The 23,602-nt window shown below is 36.2% G+C and carries 25 protein-coding genes; 8 read left to right on the top strand and 17 right to left on the bottom strand.

The genetic code is table 11. From position 1 onward, the window contains the following. Window positions 1-39: 39 nt before the first annotated feature. The 6 genes from cbpA to ykzP form a co-directional block, all read right to left on the bottom strand. Entirely contained in the window at window positions 40-663 is a 624-nt protein-coding gene (gene cbpA / locus QRE67_RS06470) for a cyclic di-AMP binding protein CbpA (RefSeq protein ID WP_286124080.1), read from the bottom strand. Between the two features lie 153 nt (window positions 664-816). Continuing rightward, window positions 817-1,446, bottom strand: a complete 630-nt coding sequence (locus QRE67_RS06465; RefSeq protein WP_286124078.1) for a class II aldolase/adducin family protein — start codon at window positions 1,444-1,446, stop codon at window positions 817-819. Window positions 1,447-2,012: 566 nt separating this feature from the next. Next, window positions 2,013-2,795: a DeoR/GlpR family DNA-binding transcription regulator gene (locus QRE67_RS06460; protein WP_286124076.1), complete on the bottom strand. Its 783-nt coding sequence runs from the start codon at window positions 2,793-2,795 to the stop codon at window positions 2,013-2,015. Between the two features lie 210 nt (window positions 2,796-3,005). Continuing rightward, the gene (locus QRE67_RS06455; protein WP_286124075.1) at window positions 3,006-3,164 is read right to left on the bottom strand and encodes an RRXRR domain-containing protein; all 159 of its coding nucleotides are present in this window, start codon (window positions 3,162-3,164) and stop codon (window positions 3,006-3,008) included. 560 nt (window positions 3,165-3,724) lie between these two features. Then, window positions 3,725-5,107 (bottom strand): IS1182 family transposase, encoded by a 1,383-nt coding sequence (locus QRE67_RS06450; protein WP_286120780.1) that lies wholly within the window; start codon window positions 5,105-5,107, stop codon window positions 3,725-3,727. Between the two features lie 117 nt (window positions 5,108-5,224). After that, complete coding sequence (ykzP, locus tag QRE67_RS06445) at window positions 5,225-5,377, bottom strand: protein YkzP (protein WP_286124074.1); 153 nt, start codon at window positions 5,375-5,377, stop codon at window positions 5,225-5,227. A 170-nt stretch (window positions 5,378-5,547) separates the two neighbouring features. On the opposite strand from ykzP, the gene QRE67_RS06440 reads away from it, so the two are divergent. After that, window positions 5,548-5,883: a DUF3905 domain-containing protein gene (locus tag QRE67_RS06440; protein WP_286124073.1), complete on the top strand. Its 336-nt coding sequence runs from the start codon at window positions 5,548-5,550 to the stop codon at window positions 5,881-5,883. A 33-nt stretch (window positions 5,884-5,916) separates the two neighbouring features. Here QRE67_RS06440 and QRE67_RS06435 read toward each other — a convergent pair whose 3' ends face one another. The 5 genes from QRE67_RS06435 to phaR form a co-directional block, all read right to left on the bottom strand. Then, a complete protein-coding gene (locus tag QRE67_RS06435) occupies window positions 5,917-7,266 on the bottom strand; it encodes a TrkH family potassium uptake protein (protein WP_286124072.1) in 1,350 nt (449 codons plus the stop codon). A gap of 23 nt (window positions 7,267-7,289) precedes the next feature. Next, window positions 7,290-8,483 (bottom strand): NAD(P)/FAD-dependent oxidoreductase, encoded by a 1,194-nt coding sequence (locus tag QRE67_RS06430; RefSeq protein WP_286124071.1) that lies wholly within the window; start codon window positions 8,481-8,483, stop codon window positions 7,290-7,292. 93 nt (window positions 8,484-8,576) lie between these two features. Continuing rightward, entirely contained in the window at window positions 8,577-9,662 is a 1,086-nt protein-coding gene (phaC, locus tag QRE67_RS06425; protein ID WP_286124070.1) for a class III poly(R)-hydroxyalkanoic acid synthase subunit PhaC, read from the bottom strand. Window positions 9,663-9,745: 83 nt separating this feature from the next. Continuing rightward, window positions 9,746-10,489, bottom strand: coding sequence for an acetoacetyl-CoA reductase (locus QRE67_RS06420; protein ID WP_286124069.1), 744 nt, complete (start codon window positions 10,487-10,489; stop codon window positions 9,746-9,748). Between the two features lie 151 nt (window positions 10,490-10,640). Beyond that, on the bottom strand, window positions 10,641-11,111 hold the full coding sequence (gene phaR / locus QRE67_RS06415) for a polyhydroxyalkanoic acid synthase subunit PhaR (protein ID WP_286124068.1): 471 nt from the start codon (window positions 11,109-11,111) through the stop codon (window positions 10,641-10,643). Between the two features lie 198 nt (window positions 11,112-11,309). On the opposite strand from phaR, the gene phaQ reads away from it, so the two are divergent. The 7 genes from phaQ (at window position 11,310) to QRE67_RS06380 (ending at window position 17,178) form a co-directional block, all read left to right on the top strand. After that, complete coding sequence (phaQ, locus tag QRE67_RS06410; protein WP_286124067.1) at window positions 11,310-11,762, top strand: poly-beta-hydroxybutyrate-responsive repressor; 453 nt, start codon at window positions 11,310-11,312, stop codon at window positions 11,760-11,762. A gap of 42 nt (window positions 11,763-11,804) precedes the next feature. Beyond that, the gene (gene phaP, locus QRE67_RS06405) at window positions 11,805-12,329 is read left to right on the top strand and encodes a polyhydroxyalkanoic acid inclusion protein PhaP (RefSeq protein WP_286124065.1); all 525 of its coding nucleotides are present in this window, start codon (window positions 11,805-11,807) and stop codon (window positions 12,327-12,329) included. 101 nt (window positions 12,330-12,430) lie between these two features. Continuing rightward, on the top strand, window positions 12,431-12,874 hold the full coding sequence (locus tag QRE67_RS06400; protein ID WP_286124064.1) for a MaoC family dehydratase: 444 nt from the start codon (window positions 12,431-12,433) through the stop codon (window positions 12,872-12,874). Between the two features lie 184 nt (window positions 12,875-13,058). Further along, window positions 13,059-13,244, top strand: a complete 186-nt coding sequence (locus tag QRE67_RS06395) for an alpha/beta-type small acid-soluble spore protein (protein WP_020061915.1) — start codon at window positions 13,059-13,061, stop codon at window positions 13,242-13,244. Window positions 13,245-13,478: 234 nt separating this feature from the next. After that, complete coding sequence (locus tag QRE67_RS06390; RefSeq protein WP_286124063.1) at window positions 13,479-14,798, top strand: TrkH family potassium uptake protein; 1,320 nt, start codon at window positions 13,479-13,481, stop codon at window positions 14,796-14,798. A 297-nt stretch (window positions 14,799-15,095) separates the two neighbouring features. Then, window positions 15,096-15,893, top strand: coding sequence for a TerC family protein (locus QRE67_RS06385; protein WP_286124062.1), 798 nt, complete (start codon window positions 15,096-15,098; stop codon window positions 15,891-15,893). Window positions 15,894-16,326: 433 nt separating this feature from the next. Beyond that, window positions 16,327-17,178, top strand: a complete 852-nt coding sequence (locus tag QRE67_RS06380) for a formate/nitrite transporter family protein (protein WP_286124061.1) — start codon at window positions 16,327-16,329, stop codon at window positions 17,176-17,178. A gap of 75 nt (window positions 17,179-17,253) precedes the next feature. Here QRE67_RS06380 and QRE67_RS06375 read toward each other — a convergent pair whose 3' ends face one another. The 6 genes from QRE67_RS06375 to QRE67_RS06350 all read right to left on the bottom strand — a co-directional run bounded on the left by QRE67_RS06375 (window position 17,254) and on the right by QRE67_RS06350 (window position 23,601). Next, window positions 17,254-17,979: a prepilin peptidase gene (locus QRE67_RS06375; protein WP_286124060.1), complete on the bottom strand. Its 726-nt coding sequence runs from the start codon at window positions 17,977-17,979 to the stop codon at window positions 17,254-17,256. A 111-nt stretch (window positions 17,980-18,090) separates the two neighbouring features. After that, the gene (locus QRE67_RS06370; RefSeq protein ID WP_286125200.1) at window positions 18,091-18,801 is read right to left on the bottom strand and encodes a LutC/YkgG family protein; all 711 of its coding nucleotides are present in this window, start codon (window positions 18,799-18,801) and stop codon (window positions 18,091-18,093) included. Further along, window positions 18,801-20,222 (bottom strand): LutB/LldF family L-lactate oxidation iron-sulfur protein, encoded by a 1,422-nt coding sequence (locus QRE67_RS06365; RefSeq protein WP_286124059.1) that lies wholly within the window; start codon window positions 20,220-20,222, stop codon window positions 18,801-18,803. Before QRE67_RS06365 ends, QRE67_RS06370 begins: the two co-directional genes overlap by 1 nt. Before the next feature lie 16 nt (window positions 20,223-20,238). Beyond that, the gene (lutA, locus tag QRE67_RS06360; protein ID WP_286124058.1) at window positions 20,239-20,958 is read right to left on the bottom strand and encodes a lactate utilization iron-sulfur protein LutA; all 720 of its coding nucleotides are present in this window, start codon (window positions 20,956-20,958) and stop codon (window positions 20,239-20,241) included. A 173-nt stretch (window positions 20,959-21,131) separates the two neighbouring features. Continuing rightward, window positions 21,132-21,821: a FadR/GntR family transcriptional regulator gene (locus tag QRE67_RS06355; protein ID WP_286125199.1), complete on the bottom strand. Its 690-nt coding sequence runs from the start codon at window positions 21,819-21,821 to the stop codon at window positions 21,132-21,134. Between the two features lie 397 nt (window positions 21,822-22,218). Continuing rightward, on the bottom strand, window positions 22,219-23,601 hold the full coding sequence (locus tag QRE67_RS06350; RefSeq protein ID WP_286124057.1) for a sensor histidine kinase: 1,383 nt from the start codon (window positions 23,599-23,601) through the stop codon (window positions 22,219-22,221). Window position 23,602: the final 1 nt, after the last annotated feature.

Below are 23,602 nucleotides of genomic sequence, written 5' to 3'. Positions count from 1 at the left end.
CTATTTTCTAAAGCGTACAAAAAATAGAGAGGGGTAACTTCATATACGGTCAACATGACTAACTCGAAATCCTTTTTTCTCTAGTTTTGCAATCAATACCTCTAATGCCTTTTCACTTAAATTATCTGTAATGTTAACAATGACGCGCCGAATATATTGATCACCATTATCCAATGTAAATAAACTACCAATATGATAAGACTTTAACAATGTTCCTAACTCTTTAATCGTTCCCTTACAATCCTGAGTAGCAATTGTTATTATATATCCTCCCGTTTGCATACCAAATGAGTCTTCAATAACATCAAATATATTGGAATGTGTTAAAATACCAACAAATTCATGATAATCATTCAGTACAGCTAGAAATGGCAAACGCCTGATGACATAAAAGGCTCGAAAAAAAGAATCTCTTTCAAAAATAAAGGCAGATTTATCTTCCATGATTTCTTTAACATCTATATTTTCCAAACCCTCATTACATCTATGTTCCAAAATATCCACTTTATAAATGATTCCTTTAAATTGTTTTCCCTCTTCTGTTAATACAGGAATCGCTCTATAACCGTTCTCATTCATCATGTTTAACGCCTGTTCTCCCGAATCATCTTCCTTACAAAAGATCACCTGTTGCTTCGGCAGAAAATGATATTTAACTCGCAAAATACGTTCCTCCTCACATGACGACATGTAATCTATATATAATAAGGAGACCCATATTTTATGAGTGAAATCATTTTTAAAACGCTTTCATTTTTGTTGATTTACATTTCATACACATTTCTCTTTAAGCTTTTTTCCTAGAGAGATTCTTTTTTACATAACAGAGCTTTTCGTCCCTTTAATCATCAATAACTTCACATGATAATTCATTAAATACTCTAATCCTTCTAACCATTTTTTCGTCTCTTGCGGCGTTGTTCCCCATACAATTAGTCCATAATTATGAACGAGTACTGCACCGCCACCTTCAGCAAAATTTGGAACCCGATTCTCTAACAAATCAGCAAACTTCTTTTCATTTTCTACAATCGGAATCGTAATCCCTGTAATACCTTCTTTTCCAAAAACACGCTCTACGTTACGTTTTTCAAATGTAACTTCTCCTTCTTTTCCATATAGCTCCGACATTAAATGACTATCAACTGTTTGAACTTGTAAAATACATTCTGCATCACTTTTTTTATAAATATCAGCATGCATAAACGATTCTATAGCTGGTTTTTCATCATTTACAAATACAGGCTCACATGTACTGTTCACTACAATAAAATCTTCTTCCGCAAACACCCCTTTGTCTCTTCCTTCTATATTGACTAAAAACGTTAACGGCTCTTTCGACGTACGCATAGATAAACTGATTTTCGTACCGTAAAACCAATCGCGAAGAGCTAACTCCATTTTAATATCTCTTAGTTCTTTCCACTTCTTTAAAAAAAATAACATATCGTCACCCCCATGATAATATCTCTATTGTTATTGAGCCTTTTCTATGTAAAAGGAATGTTTTTTGATTATTCTAAAAATTTAATTGAATTATCACATGAGAATCCCTTTTTGTCAATATGCTTTCTCCAATTCCATAAAAATTAAGCAGATTCCCCATAGCAAAAAAGCTCTTTTTTATAGAGCCTTTTTGTTCACCATTTGAAGCATCGCACTCTTTTCTTCTTCATTAATAATACGGAGCTTTTGTAATACATTCGCGTACAATATCAGTTTATTATACATTCGTTGTGTCACCTCTTCCCCCTACTTTCCTTCAGCCAACTTTTTTGCTATTGGTAAATTATATGAAAGAATTTTCAAAATGTGTCCTCTTTTTGCATCGATGCAAAACTTTTTTGATATGACTAGAAAATACCTTATATAAAGTGAAACTTTGATCAGTGGAGGTTTTCTTCATCCCCCACCTAACTTCTTTGCTTTTTGCTGAATTTTGAGATGGGGGTATTACTGCCCGCAAAAGCAGGATAAAATAAGGACTTCGGGCATACCGAAAGTCCTTATTTTCAGCTAATCGTCCAGCAAATATTATTTTTCGTAGCTGCTTCTTCAAAACTATACGGTATCTTTTTATCACAAATTACATGTTGAACATCCGAAAATTCTGCGATACGATAATTTCCTTTTACCCCAAGTTTCGTATGATCACATAAAATAAATGTCTTTTCTGCTTGTTGAACCATCGCTTCTGATAACTTTGCTTTTTCCAATTCGAGACTTGAAATCCCGAAACTAGGCAACAATCCATCAATTGAAACGAATGCTTTATGAAAATGAAATTGACGAATGACCTGCTGAGAAATAGATCCTGATACGCGACAATGTTTTGGAGACACTTTCCCTCCGATAAACAATACCTCTCCATCAAACATTTTTTTGTTAATAGAAGAAATCAACTGCGTTGCAACAGGAAATGAACTCGTCACAACAGTTAAGTTTTTCCGATGAACAAGATACGGTACCATTTGTAGCGGCGTACTTCCATCATCAATGATAATGACATCACCATCTTCTACAAAAGTTGCTGCTTTATAACCGATTCTTTTCTTTTCTTCTATATATAACATTTCCCTTTCCAACATAGATGGTTCTATACCAGCTCCCGGAAGTTGAACCGCACCTCCGTATACTTTCTTCAACTTCTTCTCACGATCAAGCTCTTCTAAATATCTACGAATCGTTTCTGTTGATACAGCAAACTCCCTTGCAAGTTCTGAAACTTTTACTTTTCCTTTAAACTCTACTTTTTCAAGAATACTACGCTTTCTCTCTTCGCCAACAACAGACATGACTTCACCTCATTTATCCGGCTCTAACGGGCAGTAAAACTCCACCTCAAAATCCAGAGAAATGTATGTGGGAAATAACTGTCCGTTAGAGTCCAATTGGTTTGACTAGCCATTAGTGGGGATGAAGCCACCACTAATAGAAGATTCACTTTATACATGGTCATATTTCTCTTCTAAAATAATAATTTCGCTATGATGACTCCTGTATAATCACAAACAATATTTAACGTACTTCCCGAAAGAAGTCCCCATCTTCAAGCGCGTGACCCTTATAATCTTAGCTTTTCCTTGTTTGAGAAGAAGTCGTGCCTTACGAGTACTGCAAGGCATGAGCGGCTCTCCTCGCAAATTCTTGACAAATACACGCATGTTTTGTCCCTCCTAAGAGTTTGTTTCCCTTCGCCAATGTTTGTAGGTGTTAGCAACTTCTTATGAAAGAAGGCTTGTGGTTGACCGTTTCTTCCCAACCAGAACTGTTACAGCGCCACCATAGAGCCAAGAACTAGGGAATCATTCTTGGGTATGCCAACCTACGAACGTAGTCTACAAAAGGCTGAGGCTAGACAACCAGGGCTTTTTACAAGCCCCCACTTCAAAACGCGTTAGCGTTTAAGTGGTGGGTAGTTGACAGAATGTTTTCTCTCTCCTTTGTTTTTCTTATATACAATTCAACTATAAACAGAAAGTGTAAAAGCAGTATTAAACCAACATTAATATTTTGTTTGTTGTTTGTTTTTGTGTAATACATTGGTACTTCAATGTTTTTCTTCTTCAAGAAGACAAAAAATTTACAAATAATTTAAAAAACCTTAAAAATCCCACAAAAAAATGAGACGTTTGTAAAACGCCTCATTTTTTCACGTTGTTGAAAAAAGATTATGTTAAGAAAATGCCGAATTTTTTTGGCATTTTCTTGATTTCTATTTGTTTTATAGAATGGTTTCTTCTATAATTTGATGTGTTAGGTGTAAACCAACTTGCTTAAGCGAGCGTAGTTTGGTCCACTTTTTTAAGTTTTGTATGATGGCGGTCATCAAAACTTGTACTTTAACCTTTTGAACTCCACGGTATCGTGCATAGCGCAAACCGTGGAGTTCTTTACTATGTGCGAAACTCAGTTCAACCGTAGACGGACGAACGGAACGGAGAATTTTTCCTCTTATTGATAAGCGCTGTTCTCTTAACTGATCGTAAATTTCTTGATGGATAGAAATTCGCAACACACGATCTTGGTTTTCTTTTTTCGCAAATGGACAGGATTGACAACTTCCTTTAGGTGGTCTGAATTCATGATAACCTTGACGATTCGTTGTTTTATAATAAAACGGTACACCGCAAGGACAGGCGTAGAGATCCTCGTTTACTTGTTTAAATTGATAACGACGGCACTTTGGATGATCCTTCGTTGTAAATCGACGATAAGACATGTAGACGAAGAAGCCACGTTGAAACAACCTTCGCGCGAGGGAAGCGTTGTAGTAGCCTGAATCAAGGGCGATTTCTTTCGCATACTTCCCCAATAATTGATTTAACCGTTCAACTTGTCCGATCAATTTACGATGCCCAGGCACATTCGCGGCGGTGACATCTGTGGCGATGATAAAGTTATGAAGCGAATCCACGATACGGTGCTCAAAATAGGCAAAGCGTCCGCGTTGATCGTGTTTGACGGACAAGCGAGCGTCAGAATCTACAGGGCTAATGTTTGTCTGTTTTTCTTCTATTTTTGAGCCTTTCGCTTGTAAAGGTTTCTTCCCATGACGCACACGGTGATCGTTAATCATCACTAAATCCTCATCTTTTTCTTCTATTACTTTTTCTTCCGCCAAGATTTCGCGTACACGCTTATTCGCATTCGCTTTTAATTCTGTTTCATCCGCCACCCATGTTTCGTTTGCGATAAACCCTTCTTGTTGAATCACACGAAGGCAATGCTGAAAAAGCTCCTCCCAAAACGTCGCATTTCGTAGACGTTGCGAGAGAAACTTAGAGATTGTTGAGTGATCTGGAATCTTCTCATTCGAGGAAATCCCTAAAAACCAACGATACGTCGCATTCTGTTTTACTTGATTACATGTAAAACGAACCGAGCGAAAGCCTTCCAAATACTGAATTAATAAGATTTTCACTAACATAATCGGATCTTTCGTTGGTCGACCGATACGATGTGGATAGAACACTTCCAATCGCCTTGTCACAAAATCCCAATCCATCACTTGATCCATCTTTACTAAATGATGCGAAGCATCATACATCATTTCATAGTACTTTCGATTTTCTTCAATTTCTTTCATGGAATATGTAACGTACATAAAAAATCTCCTCGCTTCATTTCATTCACGAGGAGATTTTATCGAAATTTTCAGGTTTTTTCTATTGACTAGATTGTTTTTCAACAGTATGAAAAAATGAGACGTTTGTAAAACGCCTCATTTTTTCTTCCCTTTTTTCGAATTACGATTCGCATATTTCGCCGGATTTTCGTTTTCATACTCTAACGCAAATTCCGCGTCTGGCAGACTTTCTTTTGGAGTTTTATTATGATTGGCAGCTGCATGTTGTTTTACTTTTCGTTTCACCATCAACTATACCTTCTCTCACTAAAATGAACTATCACTTGCTATATTAGTTTAAGAAAAATTTCATAAATTATAGATGGGAAGTGTTGACAAGTACAGAACAGTCCAAGTATGGAAATACTATATAGGAAAGAAGTTAAATTTCCTATTATAACAAAGAAGGAACGATTACTTTGAAGAAACAACAAAAGATTGATTCACCCGTTTTAGATGAAACCATTCCGCATCAAATGAATTTTCCATCCTTTAAAGGAACAGGAAAACAGATGCAACAGCCTTTTATAAATCAATATGATGTTGTGATTGGGGATAGTCAATATAATTCCAAGAATAGTCCACTCAATAATTGGAGTGATGACATTGACCCTGCTATCATGGCTGGGGATGAATGGATTCATCCCACAAATGATATCGGTTGGATCGCAGAAGAAAATAGGCAGTTGTTGGAAAATGAAAAAGATACAACAGAAGATACATTCATGCATCCACAATTTGGAATTAACGATTAAAAACCCATTCTACCTCTTCAGGTAGAATGGGTTTTATCCAATAATAATCCGCTCTTTCGGATACTTATAACGTGGTGGTTGTTCTCTTCCACCACTAGCTAAAATGAATGTTAAAATGCCAACACGTCCAATAAACATGAGAACAATTAAGACAAGCTTTCCAATTTTCGTTAAATCAGAAGTGATACCTGTTGATAATCCAGTCGTTCCAAAAGCCGAACACACTTCAACGACTAAGCTCATAAATGGGGCATTTTCTGTTATACATAAAATAAATAAAGCGGAAGCACATAATAAAATACCCATTGTCATAACAACAGATGCTTTTAAAATGTCTTCTTCATGTAATTGACGTTTAAATACACGAACCGTTCGTCCCCCTTTTGCAAATGAATATAAGGAAAGAATATTAACTGCAAAAGTTGTTGTACGTATTCCCCCGCCAACCGAACTTGGAGATGCACCAATAAACATTAAAATGCTCATAAATAAAAGCGTCGGTTGTGAAAGTTCCCGTATATCCATTGTCGCTAATCCACCACTTCGCGTTGTAACAGATTGAAACAATGTATAAAATACCGTTTCATGCCATGACTTACCAGCTAAAAATTGATTTCGCTCTAATAAAAAGATAACAATTGTTCCAACAACAACAAGGGAAAAGAATGTTGTTGTCGTCAGTTTTGTAAAGAGTGAAAAACGGAACAATTGATGCTTTTTCTTACTCAAATACTGTTTTACTTCCATCAGTACGGGAAATCCAATTGCCCCTAAAATAATAAGGAGCATATGAATAATTTGAATAATATAATCTTTTTGATACGGAATAAGCGACTGACCTGTTAGATCAAAACCACCGTTTGTTGTAGCACTAACAGCTGCAAAAAAACCATGAAAATACGCTTCTTGCCAAGTCGGAAAATACAGTAAAAATCTTGTTCCTAGCAGCAATGCACCGACCACTTCTATCGAAATGATTAAAATTAAGATAGAACGCATCAAATCAACAAGCCCCGACAAATTCCCTTGATTATGATCCGCCATAATCAATCTTCTTCCCTGCAGACCGATTTTCTTTCCCGTTAACATCCAAACAAATGTGCCAAGCGCCATAATTCCTAATCCACCTAATTGTAAAACAAGTGCTAAAACGATAATACCTGCTGTACTGAACGTATCAGGAATTGAGACAACCGAAAGCCCTGTGACACTCACAGCACTTACGGATATAAACAAAGCATCAATAAAGGACCACTTTACACCTGGCTGAATGACAAATGGTAAACTTAATAAAATGACTGAAACAATTACTGCGATTAAATAAAATACAACGATAAGCTGTACCGGACGTAGTTTTTGTAAAAATTTCTTTATCTTTTTCATTCCATCACTTCGCTAACTTTTTTCTATCGATAAAACAAAGAAAAATCTTTATCCCCTTTATTTGCAAATAACTTCTGAAATATTTTCGCGAATACCATTCCATAGACGGTTCCGTTTCCTCCATACGTTAATGCGTAATACAGATTAGGGATTTTTTCATCTTCCTTTAAACTGGGAAGTCCATCACGGCTCCCTCCAAAAATAGCCGCCCAATAATATTCAGCCTTTACATCGGTGAAATTCGGAAACATTTCTTTAATGATTTCAACAAGCAAATCACGCTTATGCATTAACTTCGTATCGCCAAATCTCTGCAATAGCATCGCTTCATCCAATCCACCTACAATAATTCGATTCCTATAAGTGCGATAATATACATAGGGACGGGCAGTTTCCCAAATTAACGATTGATTGTACCAACCATTAAAATGCTCTTGTTCGTTTGTAACAATGGCATACGAAGTTTCCATTGTTGCGTTTACTTCCTTTTTTCCAAATAGTGTTTCATATCCTGTAGCCATAATAACCGACTTCGCTACAATTTTCTGTCCTGCCTTTGTATAGCAAACAAGGTCTTTTTGAACAGACTTAATGTGCACAACCTCTGTATCTTCAAAAATAGCTGTTCCCTGTTGCTTCGCTTTATGTATAAGACCGTGAGTTAATATATAGGGATTTACTTCCGCATCCCCTTTTGTATATAAAGCTGCTGGTTTTGTAAATGAATAGCGTTTCTTAATATCGGATTCCGTAAAATATTCAACTGGAAAACCGTAGCGCTGTAACATACGATATTCCTCTTGAAGAAATGAAACATCCGCATTCTGACTTGCATAATATAGGCTTCCTCTCGGAATAAAACAAGGATCCATATCTAACATTGGAATTACTTGCTCTAATGTTTGTAATGCGTCATAACAAAGTTGATAAGCACGCACACCTTTGTCTTCACCAAACGTATGAATCAAAGATGTTAACGATTTATCATGAACAAATTGTAGTAATCCTGTACTTGCAAGTGTGCTTCCATTTGCAACTTTCTGTTTATCAATTAATATAACATTCATTCCTAGCGTGGTTAGTAAATACGCAATATGAGCACCTGCTTCACCGCTTCCAACAATAAGCACATCACATATCATATCATTTTCCAGCGCTGGATAACAAGGCATATAAGCCCCTTCATTCCAAAACAATTTCCCTAATGTTAACTTCATAACAATGCTCCTAAAGTTTACTTTTTCACCTCTCTATTTTTTGTTATTTCACATAAAAAAATCCAGCTAGTTTGCACTAGCTGGGTTTTTCACTTATTTAGAGCGTTCCTCAAGCCAATTCCCAACTGTTGGATACGTTTGTTTTACCGCAGTACCACCGTATACAACTGACATATGTCCTGTTGGCAAGCACACATATTGTTTATCAACACTTGAAATATGATCAAGCAATGCCTCTACTTGACACGGCAGTGCAATGTGATCACGTTTCGCAGAAATATTTAAGACATTCGCCTTAATATTTTCTAAGTTTACCTTTTGACCACGAATAACAAGCTCACCTTTAACCAACTTGTTATTCTGATAAAAGTCGCGGATCCATTGACGATAGGATTCACCAGGGAACGGAATACCATCTCCTACCCATTTTTGAATCAGCTTCCAACTTTCAACAAATCGTTCGTTTTCTGAGCGATCAAGTAAGGCCACATACGGACCGACAAAGTTTGAAATTGGTTTTAGCATCTTATTCCCAAAGTCAATCATTTCTGGCGGGATATTTCCAAAAGTATCTACCGCTTTATCTAAATTAAAATACTTTTCATCTAATAACGGACCATATAACCCTGTTTCCGAGAAATCAAACGGACTTGTCATAAAAATCAAATTACGAATTGGCATGTGTGGATGAAGGGCAGCGTAAATGGACGTTAATGTCCCCCCCATGCAATAACCAAGTAAAGAAATCTCGTCCGCTTTCGCAGTTCGCATTACTTTTTTTACCGCTTTTGCAATATAATCGAACACGAAATCATCAAATTTAAGATGACTATCTTCTAAATCAAATGTACCCCAATCGAGCATATACACATCAAAACCACGATCTACTAAATATTCCACTAAACTATTTCCTGGTGTTAAATCCATGATATATGGTTTATTAATCAACGCGTAAATTAATAAAATTGGAACAGAATGTGTTTTTTCTTGTTTTGGAATGTAGCGATACAGCTTCGTTTTATTTTTTGTCCAAATTACCTCTTTTGGTGTTAATCCAACTTGTGGTTCTGGTTCACGTAATAGAACTTCACTTGCTCTTTTAAAACGACGATATGCTTTTCGGTATTCATCTGGATATAGTTCCAATTGTTTTTCCCATTCTGTGACGAATGTAGTCATCTTCCTATCTCCTTTATAATGGATTTTCTTCCTCAAAAAAGAAGTGCATTCCTGCTATGGATATGCACTTTCTTCTTACTTCATTACATGTATAATCCGCCGTTAATGTTTAATTGTTGTCCAGTGATATACGCTCCATCACGGCACAAGTATACAACACCTTTTGCAATTTCATCTGCTTGTCCAAAACGCTTTTTCGGAATTTTTGAAATGATTTTTTGACGAACATCTTCTGGTACTTCTGCTACCATCTCTGTATCAATAAATCCTGGGCAAATAGCATTCACTGTTACATTTGTTTTAGCAAGTTCCAGTGCTAACGATTTTGTAAAACCTAACATACCAGCTTTTGCTGCTGAATAGTTTGTTTGTCCAAATCCACCAGCTTGACCAATAATAGAAGAAATGCTGATAATTCTTCCAGCTTCTGATTCAGATATGTAAGGAAGTGCTGAACTCGTTGTATTAAACACACTGCTTAAGTTTACATCGATTACACGTTCCCAGTCTTCACGATTTAACTTTTTAAATGTACGATCTCTTGTAATACCAGCATTATTAACGAGGATATCTACTTTACCGAAATGATTCACAGCTTCGTCTACAAGGCGCTTTGCATCCTCTAACTTAGATACATCAGCTTGATATGCATATACATCATGACCTTCTGCACCTAATTCATTCACTAGCTTTTCTGCAGCATCTTTACTGCTGTTATAGTTAATAACAACTTTTGCTCCTTCTTTTGCTAACGCTACCGTAATTGCTTTACCAATTCCTTTTGCTCCACCTGTTACAATCGCTACTTTACCATTTAATTGAACCATTTCTGTTCCCCCTTAATTGAATTTTTCAGCTATATGCCGAATCATAATGATATGCCGTTACATCGTACATACAAAATGTACCTGCATGTTGCTATCGTTTATAAAAGCGGTTCTCCCATCCTCTTTTTAAACGAATTAACATACTTCACTATTATTTTTTATTTTCTGCTCTCACCGGCGCTTTCGCTGGTTCCTGTAATTTTGCTAGCACTTCATTCTGCTTCTCAAGCAGTTCCAAAATTTTATCCATTTTATTTTCCAGTGTACGAATATCTTGTTTCACTTTTGTTACATCACGCTTTAGTGTAGGTGATTGGTCAAGAGAATCTGTTTTTTCTTCAAAAAATTCTTCAATGTTATCAACTTTATTTTCTAAATTAATAACGAGTGAAGCAACCCTTGCAATATCTTCTTTTGTTGGTATGTTTACTTTTTCTAAATAATTCTTCGTTACATCATTCAACATCTTCTGATAAAACAAGTTTAAATCCAGAACGCTCCCCATCCATGCAGAATACTCTTCTTTTTGGATTGTTTCATTGAGCGCTTTTCCCCAAAACGTTTCAGTCTGTTCATAAACTTCTTTCCAAGCCTGTAGTGGATCGAATTTTTGATCAATCACTTCTCCTACACTCCTTCATTCGTTTTTGAAACAATTCAACCTATTCTCTATTTTCTAATATTCTGAATAAAACTTCAAGTATGTATTTTATTTTTTTATATATTCTTACAAATGTGTTGACAATAAAAACAGATAGGTGTAAATTGCACTTATAAGTAAAAAATTCCATCTAACTGATTCATGAGGTGATGCACAATCATGCTACATAATGAACCAGAACAACAAGAAAGTTTGGAAACAAACCAAACGAAACAACCAAACTCCATGCCAAAAAACTTCTTAGTTCCTTTCCTACTTCTCTGTCTAAAAGACTGGAGTCTTCACGGTTACAAGCTTATTCAAATGTTAATGGATATTGGCTTTTCTTCTGTTGACCAAGGTAATGTCTATAGGACTTTACGTAAATTGGAGAAAGAAAATCTTATTTCTTCCACTTGGGATACAAGTGAAGGAGGTCCAGCAAAACGAATTTATTCTTTAACAGAATATGGAGAGCAATATTTAACAACATGCGCGACTTCTTTTGAGCACTACCAAAATATGCTGCGGACATTTTTCACGTTATACACCAATGCATTCTTTCCATTTTCTACTTCTCCAGAAAAGGATGAAAAAAAATCTTCATCTTCACCTGGTGGTACAGCAGACTGATCTGCGTTCACAATATGCAAAAAAATATTTGGGGGTCAAACAATGGAAACTAAGCCATACGAACTAGTCGATGCATTTTGGAAAAATTGGTCACAATCTCTTTCCCTATTTTCTTCAGCAGGGAAACAATTAGAACAACTAACTTTAGAAACGTTAAAACAACAACAGGAAGCTTTGCATAAATTAACAGCAGGGGTAGATGAAATTGAAAAAGAACTGCACCAATTCACCTCTCAGTTTAACAATCAATATACAGAATATGTGAAACAATTCACAGGTAATTCTGCAAATGAACAAATTAACGATTGGCAAGCAAAATGGAATGAGCTTTCTAACCATATTCATCAGCTTACTTTGTCTCCATCGAAAACATCATTGTCTATTCTTACTCAAACAAGTGGACAATTTGAAGAAACGACGAAACAATTCATCGAACAACAGCAACAACAACGTGAAGAGGCTCAAAAACAATTGGAAAGTTTTTTGGACGAATTCAAATCTACACAGTTGGACCTCGTAAAAAAGTTCGAGGAAAACTCAAAAAATCTATTTACTTCCATCAAGTAAGGAAAATGTGGCAACTTACTACAAAACAGACTCGTCTCTTTCTTCCTCCCATTACATCAGGATGGCTAACATTTTTCAATATGGAAAAGAAGGAGGAAAACATGAATCCATTTCAGGAAGCACAGTCTGTTCAGGAGCTTCATTACGATGAGATTCAAGTTGGCGATCAAGCTTCGTTAACAAAAATGATTACCGATGAGGATATCATCACGTTTGCAAAACTTACTGGAGATGTAAATCCGATTCATATTCTTGATTCTTTTGCAAAAACAACGATATTTAAAGAACGAATTGCTCACGGCATGCTCGTTTCCAGCTTTATTTCTACCGTTTTGGGAACAAAATTACCGGGAAAAAATACAATTTATTTATCACAAAACGTATCCTTTCGTGCACCTGTGAAAATTGGCGACACGTTGCGTGTTGTTGCAAAGGTCATCAAAAAACGCGATGATAAGAAAATCATTACATTACAAACAAATGTTTACAACCAATTGGAAGAGGTAGTTGTAGAAGGTACAGCAACCATACTGAAAAAAGAGTAGCTAACACGCTACTCTTTTTTTATTATCCAAGAAATTCTAATCTCGCCGATTACTTCCGTGTATGAGCAGAAACATAACACATACACTAACTACACCAGCTTATAAAATGGACTTTTCAGTGGATTATTTCTCCATTCCCCACCAAAACCAGATAAACTGGAATACAAAAAAGGAAGTGTTATCAATGGCTAAAACAAATAAATTACTTGTTCCAGGTGCTGAACAAGCTCTAGAACAATTCAAATATGAAATCGCACAGGAATTTGGTGTGAATTTAGGATCGAATACAGCGTCTCGCTCTAACGGATCTGTCGGTGGCGAAGTAACAAAACGTCTTGTTTCCCTAGCGCAGCAACAATTACGTGGATAATCCTATACACTATTGCTTCGAGGCAGATAAACTCTGCCTCTTTTCTTTGTCAACATACAACACACACTTTTTTCACATACTATAAAATGAAACTTTAATTAGTGTGGTTTTCTTCATCCCCCACTGATTATTAGCCCTCACCTAGTTTCTTTACTTTTTGCTGAATTTTAAGGTGGGGTATTACCACCCGCAAATAGCGGAATAAACAGCAAATGAAAAAGAAGGTGTCATTATATGAAACGGATCAGTATCGGAATGAGTCCACCTCGTGTCCTTAGTTTATCTTTTATTACTTTAGCCGTTACCGGAACATGCTTATTAAAACTTCCTCTTGCCACTACAACTCCTATCTCTTGGCTAGATGCTTTGTTCACAACGGTTTCTGCATTTACCGTTACTGGGCTCGGCGTTGTGGATACCGGAAAAGTATTTACCTTGTTTGGTCAACTTGTCATTTTAACACTCATTCAAGTTGGCGGTCTTGGTATTATGAGTTTTGCTATTTTAATTGCCATTATGCTCGGGAGAAAAATCGGTCTACAAAATCGGCTTTTATTACAACAAGCGTTAAATCAAACAAATATCGGTGGCGTTATCCGACTCGCGAAATCATTATTTCTTTTTTCCTTTACAATTGAATGCATCGCTACGATGCTTCTTTCATTCGAATGGATTCCTAAATACGGTGTTTTTCGTGGATTATACTATAGTTTTTTTCATTCAATTTCTGCTTTTAACAACGCTGGTTTTTCTATTTGGAGTGATAATTTAATGTCCCACTCTCATAGTATCCTCGTCAATTTCGTCATTTCCTCTCTCATTATTTTAGGTGGAATTGGCTTTACTGTCGTTGTGGATATAAAAAGGAAACGAAACTTTAAAAGTCTTACACTGCACTCCAAACTTATGCTCTCTTCTACCCTTATTGTAAATATAGTTGCTACGATTTTAATTTTTATATTTGAATTTCATAACCCTCTTTCTATGAAAGGATTTACACCCTTTGAAGAAGGTTTGGCTGCTTATTTCCAAGCAATTTCCACACGTACAGCTGGTTTTAATACCGTAGATATAGCTCAATTAACAGAACCATCCCTTTTGCTTATGATGCTCCTTATGTTTATCGGCGCCGGCAGTGCTTCAACAGGAGGAGGAATTAAATTAACAACCTTTTTAATTATGTTGCTAGGGGTACTTAAATTTTTACAAGAGCAAGATGATATTGTCGTGTTCAAAAAATCAATCAAAGATGAACTTATTGTAAAATCACTCGCCATTACAGTCATCTCAATTTTATTTATCTTTTTTGCCATTTTAATTTTAAGCATCACCGAACAAGTTCCCCTTTCAATGAGTGCTTTCGAAGTATTTTCTGCATTTGGGACTGTCGGTCTCAGTATGGGACTTACCCCAAAATTAACAGTGATTGGAAAAATCACAATTATTTTCATGATGTTTTTTGGAAAAATGGGACCTTTAACGTTAGCTTTTTCTTTTGCACGTAAAAAACGAAAAAAGATAAAATACCCAAACGAAGATATTTTAACAGGTTGACAAACATTAACATCATCCATATAATGAGAATACAATAGCATATTTCCAAAGGGGAGTAGCGTCCGAGAACATATTCTCGGAAACAAAGTCGTCATTACGTGGAACATTGTTCCTCCGGCTTTGTTGACATTGTCATTACATATGTCTAGCCAGACCTTTGCCTATCAACGGCAAAGGTCTTTTTGTATGCATCTTCCAAATTATTCCTCCGTTGATAGGCTGGAGTATGGAGAAACTAAACAGTGGGGAAGCTTTCTTCACTTGTTTAGAGTTTATACAAATGAGAGGAGAATGTACATGGATGTATCATTATTATTGGAGTATGGTTGGGTATTACTTATTTTAATTGCACTAGAGGGGATTTTAGCAGCAGATAACGCACTTGTCCTTGCAATTATGGTTAAACACTTACCAGAAGAAAAACGAAAAAAAGCATTATTTTACGGATTAGCAGGAGCTTTCGTCTTCCGCTTTGGATCATTATTTATCATTTCCTTCCTTGTCGATGTATGGCAAGTGCAGGCAATTGGTGCGATTTACCTAATGTTTATCGCTGGTAACCATCTATTCAAAACATACGTGAAAAAGAACGTACCTGAAGAAATGGAAGAAACCGAGGCAAAGAAAAAGCAAGAAAACTTTTGGTGGACTGTATTCAAAGTTGAAGTTGCTGACATTGCATTTGCAGTTGATTCCATTTTAGCAGCTGTCGCATTAGCAGTGACTTTACCAAAAACAAATCTTGGTACAGTTGGTGGACTTGATACAGGACAATTCCTTGTCATTTTAACAGGTGGGATTATCGGATTAGTAATCATGCGATTTGCTGCATCAGCTTTCGTTCAGCTATTAAAACGCAAACCTGGATTAGAAACTGCTGCTTTCTTAATTGTTGGTTGGGTTGGTGTGAAACTTGCAGTTTATACATTAGCACACCCTGCTTTAGGTGTTATTCCACACGGATTCCCAGAATCAGCTCCATGGAAAATCGGATTCTGGATTGTGTTAGTTGGAATTGGTGTAGGTGGTTGGTTCTTATCTAAAGATACAACTGTTCAACATGAGCAAAAGAATTTGGATGAAAAAGCGCTGTAATTACAGCGCTTTTTCTTTTATTCTATATAAATACAAATTAAAAAACCGACATAAACCCCTTCTTTTTAGGTGGGAGAGAGCATCCGACCATGCATAGAAGCGGTCAGATCCTTTTCCTGCCCAGACATAGTGAAAACAAAAAGAGAAAACGAGTGCAGATCACCTTTTATTATCCATAGCCGCGGCTATATGTCGAAAAATCAAAATGGATTTATATACAAGCATAGAAGATAGACTCCTAATCTCTATAACTGCAATACCACCTTATACAAATATCATTTTATTATACAATAAAATGATAACGCTTTCAATGAAACAGGTATGTCCTTTTTGTGAAATATTGCACAAACTTATTGAAAGTAAGAACAAATACGTGTAATTTATTCATATAGAGAAGGTTTTACAGACGATGTACTAAAGGAGCGTATTATTTATGCTAGAACAAGGATTAACTTACGTTGTACAGCTTGCGCAGAAGAAAAAACAAATGTTGGACATAAACCCAATGCAATATTTCATTCGTGCTGCTCTCGCTGGCATCTATATTGGTTTTATTATTGTACTATGTTTCAAATTAGGAAATTTCTTTCACATCGCAAATTCACCTGCAACATATTTAACAGCTTCTATGTTTTTTGGAATTGCACTTGTTTTAATTATATATGGCGGAGCTGAGCTATTTACAGGGAATACAATGTATTTTACAGTCTCAACTTTACGAAAAGAAACAACAATTACCGATACACTTCGCAATTGGGGCGCTTGTTATTTCGGTAACTTAGTGGGAGCAATATTTTTTGCATTACTGTTTTATGCAACTGGTATTTTTGAACAAATTAATAACGACCATCTTTTAAGTGAAGTCGTTGAAATAAAAATGGGTACATCAACAATGCATTTATTTTTCAAAGCAATTTTATGTAACTGGCTCGTTTGTCTTGCTTGTTTCCTTCCTTCTCAAGTAAAAGGAGACACAGCCAAAATACTTGTTATGATGTTTCTAGTCTTTACTTTCTTCTTATCTGGATATGAACATAGCATCGCAAACTTGTCACTATTTGCACTATCTTTAGTATCACCGCATCCTGATACAATTTCTATTGCTGGTGCAATCCATAACTTAATTCCAGTTACAATCGGTAATATTATTGGTGGCTCTGTATTCGTTGGTATGGTCTATCACTATTTAACAAAAACAAATACTGATCCGAAAATTGCGGAAGATAAATTAGAAGTAATTCAACCAGAAGAAATCATTCCTTTACAAGCACATATGAAACATTAGCAAACATTCCAAGGGATTCCTTGGAATGTTTTTAGCTATCGGCACATTTCACTTGTATATGTAATTTCTCCTGCTTCATTTCAATAAATATATCGTCATTAAAGAACAAAACGTTCCCACCGCAATAAACGGCCCAAACGGTAGCGCTTGCCGAAGTGTAATACGCTGTAGCAACATGCCTACTCCAAAAAAACATAGACTCAAACAAGATGCAAAACAAAGAGAAAGAAAAATTGCTTTCGTCCCGATTACAAATCCAAGTAATGCTAGCAGCTTCACATCCCCTCCTCCAAGTCCATTCGGATATACGATTTGAATGGCATATAATACAAGAAATATACTTCCACCACCAAGTAAGCTGTCCCACCACGGATTCAGCGGAATAAAAATACGTTCTATTATAAATAAACAAGAAAAAAAGAGTAACACAACATTTGGAATCACCATATAGAAAAGATCTGTCATGGTGATAATGATGAGTAAAGAAAGTAACGTCCATATGATAATGAGTTGTTTGTCTATCCCAATGATAAGTGCAGAAAAAAGAAATGCTACCCCTGTGATAATCTCAAACACTAAATAAATACGTGGTATTTTCATTTTACAATGGGTGCAACAACCCTTTTGTAAACAAAATGAAATCATTGGGATGAGTTCTTTTAGTTGAAGTGTTTGTTGACAATGCGAACAATGAGAACGAGGTGTAATGATAGATTGTCCGATAGGAATACGGGAAGCAACCACTCCATAAAAAGAACCTAGTACGATTCCTACTATGAAAGCATATATATAAAAAAACATGTCATCCTCTCCTTTTTCAAAAAATATAGCAAAAAAAGAGAACCTTTCCTATTTTCTATTACAGCTATTTATCCATAAAAAAACAGGCCATTTGCAGGCCTGTTTTCTCTTTTATACGACAAAATAAAATGCTTTTAATGGTCCATGTACACCTACAACAAGATTCATTTCAATATCAGCTGAGTTACTTGGTCCTGTAATAAAGTTAATACAAGATGCTACTGCTTCCCCGCCCTCTACACGAGCATTCATATCTTGAACTGCTTGTGTAATACGCGGCACAAGTGTTTCACGTGGAATAATTGCAAAATAAATTGTTGGTAAGAAGTGTAAAGAACGCCCTTGTCCTTTATGACTTTGCACCACAATTGTACCGGATTCTGCTAATGTGTAATCACTAAATGCAATACCGATGTTTGCCTTTTCCGCTAAACGGATATTTTCCTCTTTTTTGTCTGGGTCCCACGTGTTCACTTCAACATTTTGACTTGGTAGCTCAGTCCGAAATAAAGACGTTAAACCATACGTATCAAAACGCTCATCTTCCGATAATAAAACAGGCCCACCGCCGTTTTCAGCAATTATTTTTCGAACTGCTGCACCTAGCTCATCTTTTGACGTTTCAATTACAGTTGTATGAATGTTTGTACATTGTCTTTTAAATACTTCTAACAATTCTTCTTCTGAATAATCTTGTAATGTTTCTACATTGACATTATTTTTCCATACTGGACGCTGCACTCCTTCTGTTTTACGTTCACGTCCAAGTTCTTTCGCAATGTTTTCTAAAAAGGAATCACGGTTTTGAATCATTCCCGCCATCATTCATTCCCGCCTTTCTTATGATCTTTATACCAATCACGGAATCTCTCTTTACTTGGCGCTGGGAATTCGCGAATGTCTGTCCAGTTTTTCAATGGTCCTACACCCTTCGTTACACGATTACCAGACGTAAATGGACTCATCGCAGCCGGAGCCATTTTTGATCCCATTTTGTATAAAGATGCAGAAGAGGCACCCATACTAAACATCTTCATTGCTAATTTTTCTGCAAGTGGTACACGTCCTTCTTTTTCTACTATCACTTGACGATGTTTTAATAAAAGATCGTGCAATGGAATTTTAACCGGACAAGCTTCTGTACATGCCCCGCACAGACTTGATGCATAAGGAAGCTCTTTATAATCATCATATCCTCCTAAAAGCGGAGTTAAAACAGCACCAATTGGTCCAGAGTATATAGAACCATAAGAATGTCCACCAACATGACGGTAAACAGGACATACGTTTACACATGCTGCACAGCGAATACACTGCAGCACTTGACGGAACTCAGAACCTAAAATGGTAGATCGTCCATTATCAACAACAACTAAATGAAATTCCTCTGGTCCATCTACTTCGTCTTCTTGAATTGGACCAGCTACTGTTACATAACTTGTTAATTTTTGACCAACTGCACTACGGCACAGTAAACCAACAAGAACATCCAGCTCTTCCATAGTCGGAACCATACGTTCCATACCCATCACCGCAATTTGCGTTTTTGGAACAGACATAACAAGATCAGCATTCCCTTCGTTTGTTACTAAACAAAGAGAACCTGTATTTGCAACAGCAAAGTTACATCCTGTTACACCAATTTCAGCATCCATAAATTTTTCACGAAGTTGTTTACGAACAAACTTCGTCATTTCGTATGGATCATCAGAATTTTCATATCCAAGCTTTTCTTTAAATAAATCGCGAATTTGCGTTCTATTTTTATGAAGTGCAGGTGCAATAATATGGGATGGTGGATCATTATCCACTTGTAAAATGTATTCTCCTAAGTCACTCTCTAACACTTCACATCCAATTTCTTCAAGTGCATGGTTCATACTAATTTCTTCTGTTACCATCGATTTTGATTTTACAACTTTTTTTGCTTGTTTCTTTTTCGCTACTTCTTGAATATACTTTGCTGCTTCTTCTTTTGTTTTCGCAAAGAAAACGTGTCCGCCCCGTTTTGATACATTTTCACTCAGTTGCATTAAATAATAATCTAAGTTTTCTAACGTATGCTGACGAATTTGTTCACCGAGGTCACGCCACTCTTCCCAGTTTCCTAATTCATCAGCTGCTTTTAATCGATTTGTATATAAACGTGTTTGTGCAGAAGATACTGCCCCGCGCATAAAAGAATCTTGAATCCCATCGTCAACACGATCATTAAATTTTTTCTCACTGATTTTCATAGACATAGCTTATGTTCCCCCTTCATGAGCGGCTATTCAATACCTCAGCAATATGCATTACTTTTACCTCTTTACCTAAACGCTCCATACGTCCGCCAATGTTTAACAAACACCCACAGTCAGCACCGATTAAATAATCAGCACCTGTTTCCATCACGCTATCTACTTTTTCATCTACCATTTGCTCAGAGATTTGCGTCATCTTAACTGAGAACGTTCCCCCAAAACCACAACAATTTTGTACGTTTGGTAGTTCTTTTACAGTTAATCCTTTTACATTTGATAGTAAAATACCTGGCGCTTCTTTTACTCCTAGTAAACGTGTCATATGGCAAGATTTATGAACAGTAGCTGTCCCCTCTAAATGAGCACCAACATCTATAACCTTTAACACATCGACAATAAATTGTGTCAGTTCATAAGTTTTAGCTGCCACTTTTTTTGCACGTGGTCCCCATTTTGGGTCATCTTTAAAAACTTGTGGATACTCGTGAAACATTGTCGCACAAGAACCAGATGGTGTAACGATGTATTCTGCATCTTCAAAAGTTTCGATCATATGCTTCATCGCTTCTTTTGCTGCTTCTACATGACCACTATTGTAAGCGGGCTGTCCGCAACAAACTTGTGCCTCTGGAAATTCAATTTCACAACCTAAACGCTCTAACACTTCAACAGTTGCTTTACCGACATTTGTTTCAAACATATCGACTAAGCAAGTAACAAACAGAGTAACTTTCATAATTATGATTCCCCCTCATTTCAATGCAGCCAACAATCATATGGTCATCAGATGACTTAATAAAAAGGAGAAGCTAGGCATAACCCCCTATGCCTGATCTTCCCTTTCCTAAAGAAAACGCTTACTTAACCTTTCTCTATTTTATCAGAAAAATAAAATTTTGAAAGTGAAAATTACGAATTCGCCTCTTTTTTGCCTGTGACCATATGTTCTACATTTATTAAATGCTCTAGCATTGCTTGTTGTGCACCTTCCACATCTTGTTGCAACACTGCATCATAAATATTTTGGTGCTCTTCTAAAAGTCGTTCCGCTGTCGTTTGTTCACCATATAAAATAATACGTCTCGTCTCACCAATCGTTTCAGCAATCATTTCTGAAACATGATTCATGAGTTCTAACAGAATGTTATTATGTGAAGCTTCTGCTATACCCATATGAAAATGAAAATCTGCTTTTTCACCAGCTTTTTCATCTCCAATACTTTTTTCCATTTCATATAACCAATGCTTCATATTTTGTAAATTCTCTTCCGTACGCTTTACTGCAGCAGCTCGAACTGCTCCTAATTCAAGTACTTTACGCACTTCTAATAAATTCACAATGTCTTCTTGTTTCATTAACAACATATTATTTAATGGTGTTGTCAATGATGAAGCATCAAAATTCTTCACATATGTTCCTTCTCCTTGTTTCATTTCAATTAAGCCCATTGCTCGCAGTGCACTTAATGCTTCGCGAACAGCAGATCTGCCAACTTGAAACTGCTCAGCTAATTGATGAACAGGAAGAAGTTTGTCACCAGGCTTTAGGGTACCATTTTTAATCATTGTTAAAATAGCTTCCGATACTTCTTCGTAAATTTTTTTCGGCTTGATAGATTTATACTCCAGTTGTATCACCCCAGTATCATCCAAACAACAATGATAACGATTTATAAGAATTTAGCATCCATAACTATTTTAGAACGAATTAGAAAGAAGTACAAACGTTTTGTTCATAAAATCGTCAATTTTTTGTTATATGAAGGAAAGTAATGGTTATAAATCCCATTAACCGGTGTCACCTTTCTTTTCCATTTACATGTTCCCTCTTCACCACTTGTTATATTTTCATGAGCGCAACAGAAAAAAAGCATGCTTCATCTCTTAAAAATCAAGATAAAAACATACATCCTTTATCCCGCTATTTCTGATCAGTAAAGCCCGATTGGTGAGTGCTAATGATCAGTGGTGGATAAAACCCCCACCGATCAAAATTTCACTTTATTGGCAACTGTATGATAACCGTTGTTCCGTTTCCTTTTTCACTCTCAACAATCCATGATCCATCATGGATATGCACAATTTGTTTTACAATCGCAAGACCGAGGCCTGTTCCACCATGCTGGCGACTTCGCGCTTTATCAACTCTGTAAAAACGTTCTCCAAGCTGTTCTAAATGCTCAGGATCAATACCAATTCCTGTATCTTTTATTTTCAATTCGCAGTGTTTATCTTTTTTCTTTAATTGTATATCAATGCTCCCATTATGATCTGTATAGCGAATCGCATTGTCTAGTAAGTTATGAAGAATTTGCTGCATCCGGTCTTCATCAATCATTACAATAATGTCAGGATCAAGATTTGCTGAAATCCGCAGTTGTTTTTCTATATATTTCAATTCATACGTTTCTAATACATCTTCAATAAGCTGAGCGAATACAATCGGTTGTTTTTTAAGTGGAAAATGTTCACCTTCAAGCTGTGCCAAATCCAATAAGTCATGAACAAGCCGTTGCATACGACCGGCTTCTTTATGAATGAGTTGTGTAAATTTTGACTGTTGTTGTCCCTTTGCCACTCCATCTAGAATTGCTTCGCTATATCCTTTAATATAACTGAGCGGTGTCCTTAGTTCATGCGAAACATTCGCTAAAAACTCCTTACGTTTAGCATCTTCTGTTTCCAATGCAGTTGCCATTTTGTTAAATGCTTTTCCTAAACTACCTATTTCATCTTCTGACGTAATCGTAATACGCTCTGAAAAATCTCCCTTTGCCATATGATTGGCGACGCGCTCCATTTGTGACAGTGGTTTGGTGATCGCGATAATAATTTTTCTACCAATCCATATTGTCAGTAAAACCATAACGAGTGCTAATGGCGCCAAAATAAATCCCATATCATATATTAAATCTTTAATACTCTTTAATGGGATATAAGAGTAAACAACCCCAACTAGCTTCTTTCCTTCTAAAACAGGAATGACAACTCCCATAATGTTACGATTAAAACGCTCTTCGTATCCAACCTTTTTAATTATTTTTCCATCCAATAACGTCTGTCTATCATTCTCACTAATAAGAGAGTCATAATGTACTTCGAAAGGTAAACAAGCACTTAAATCACGAGGGTTACTCACAAAGATTAAATCCGCACTTGAGATACTATCAAAAGTTTTCACTTTCTCTTCAAATACCGTTATATCCTCGTCCTTTTTATATTGAGAAACTAATCGCTTTCCTTCCATTGTTAATGAATCCTCAATATTTTGTACATATAGCTTTTCATACGAATATAAGGAAACAAAATATAGAAAAGAAACTGTTACACATACTGCACAAACTACTGTAAGCCAAAGCTTCTGTACCATCGTAAGCATA

It is taken from the genome of Bacillus sp. DX3.1 (assembly GCF_030292155.1).
Lineage (GTDB): Bacteria > Bacillota > Bacilli > Bacillales > Bacillaceae_G > Bacillus_A.
Note: the sequence above shows the minus strand (reverse complement) of the source record. Positions and strands in the feature narration are given on the sequence as shown.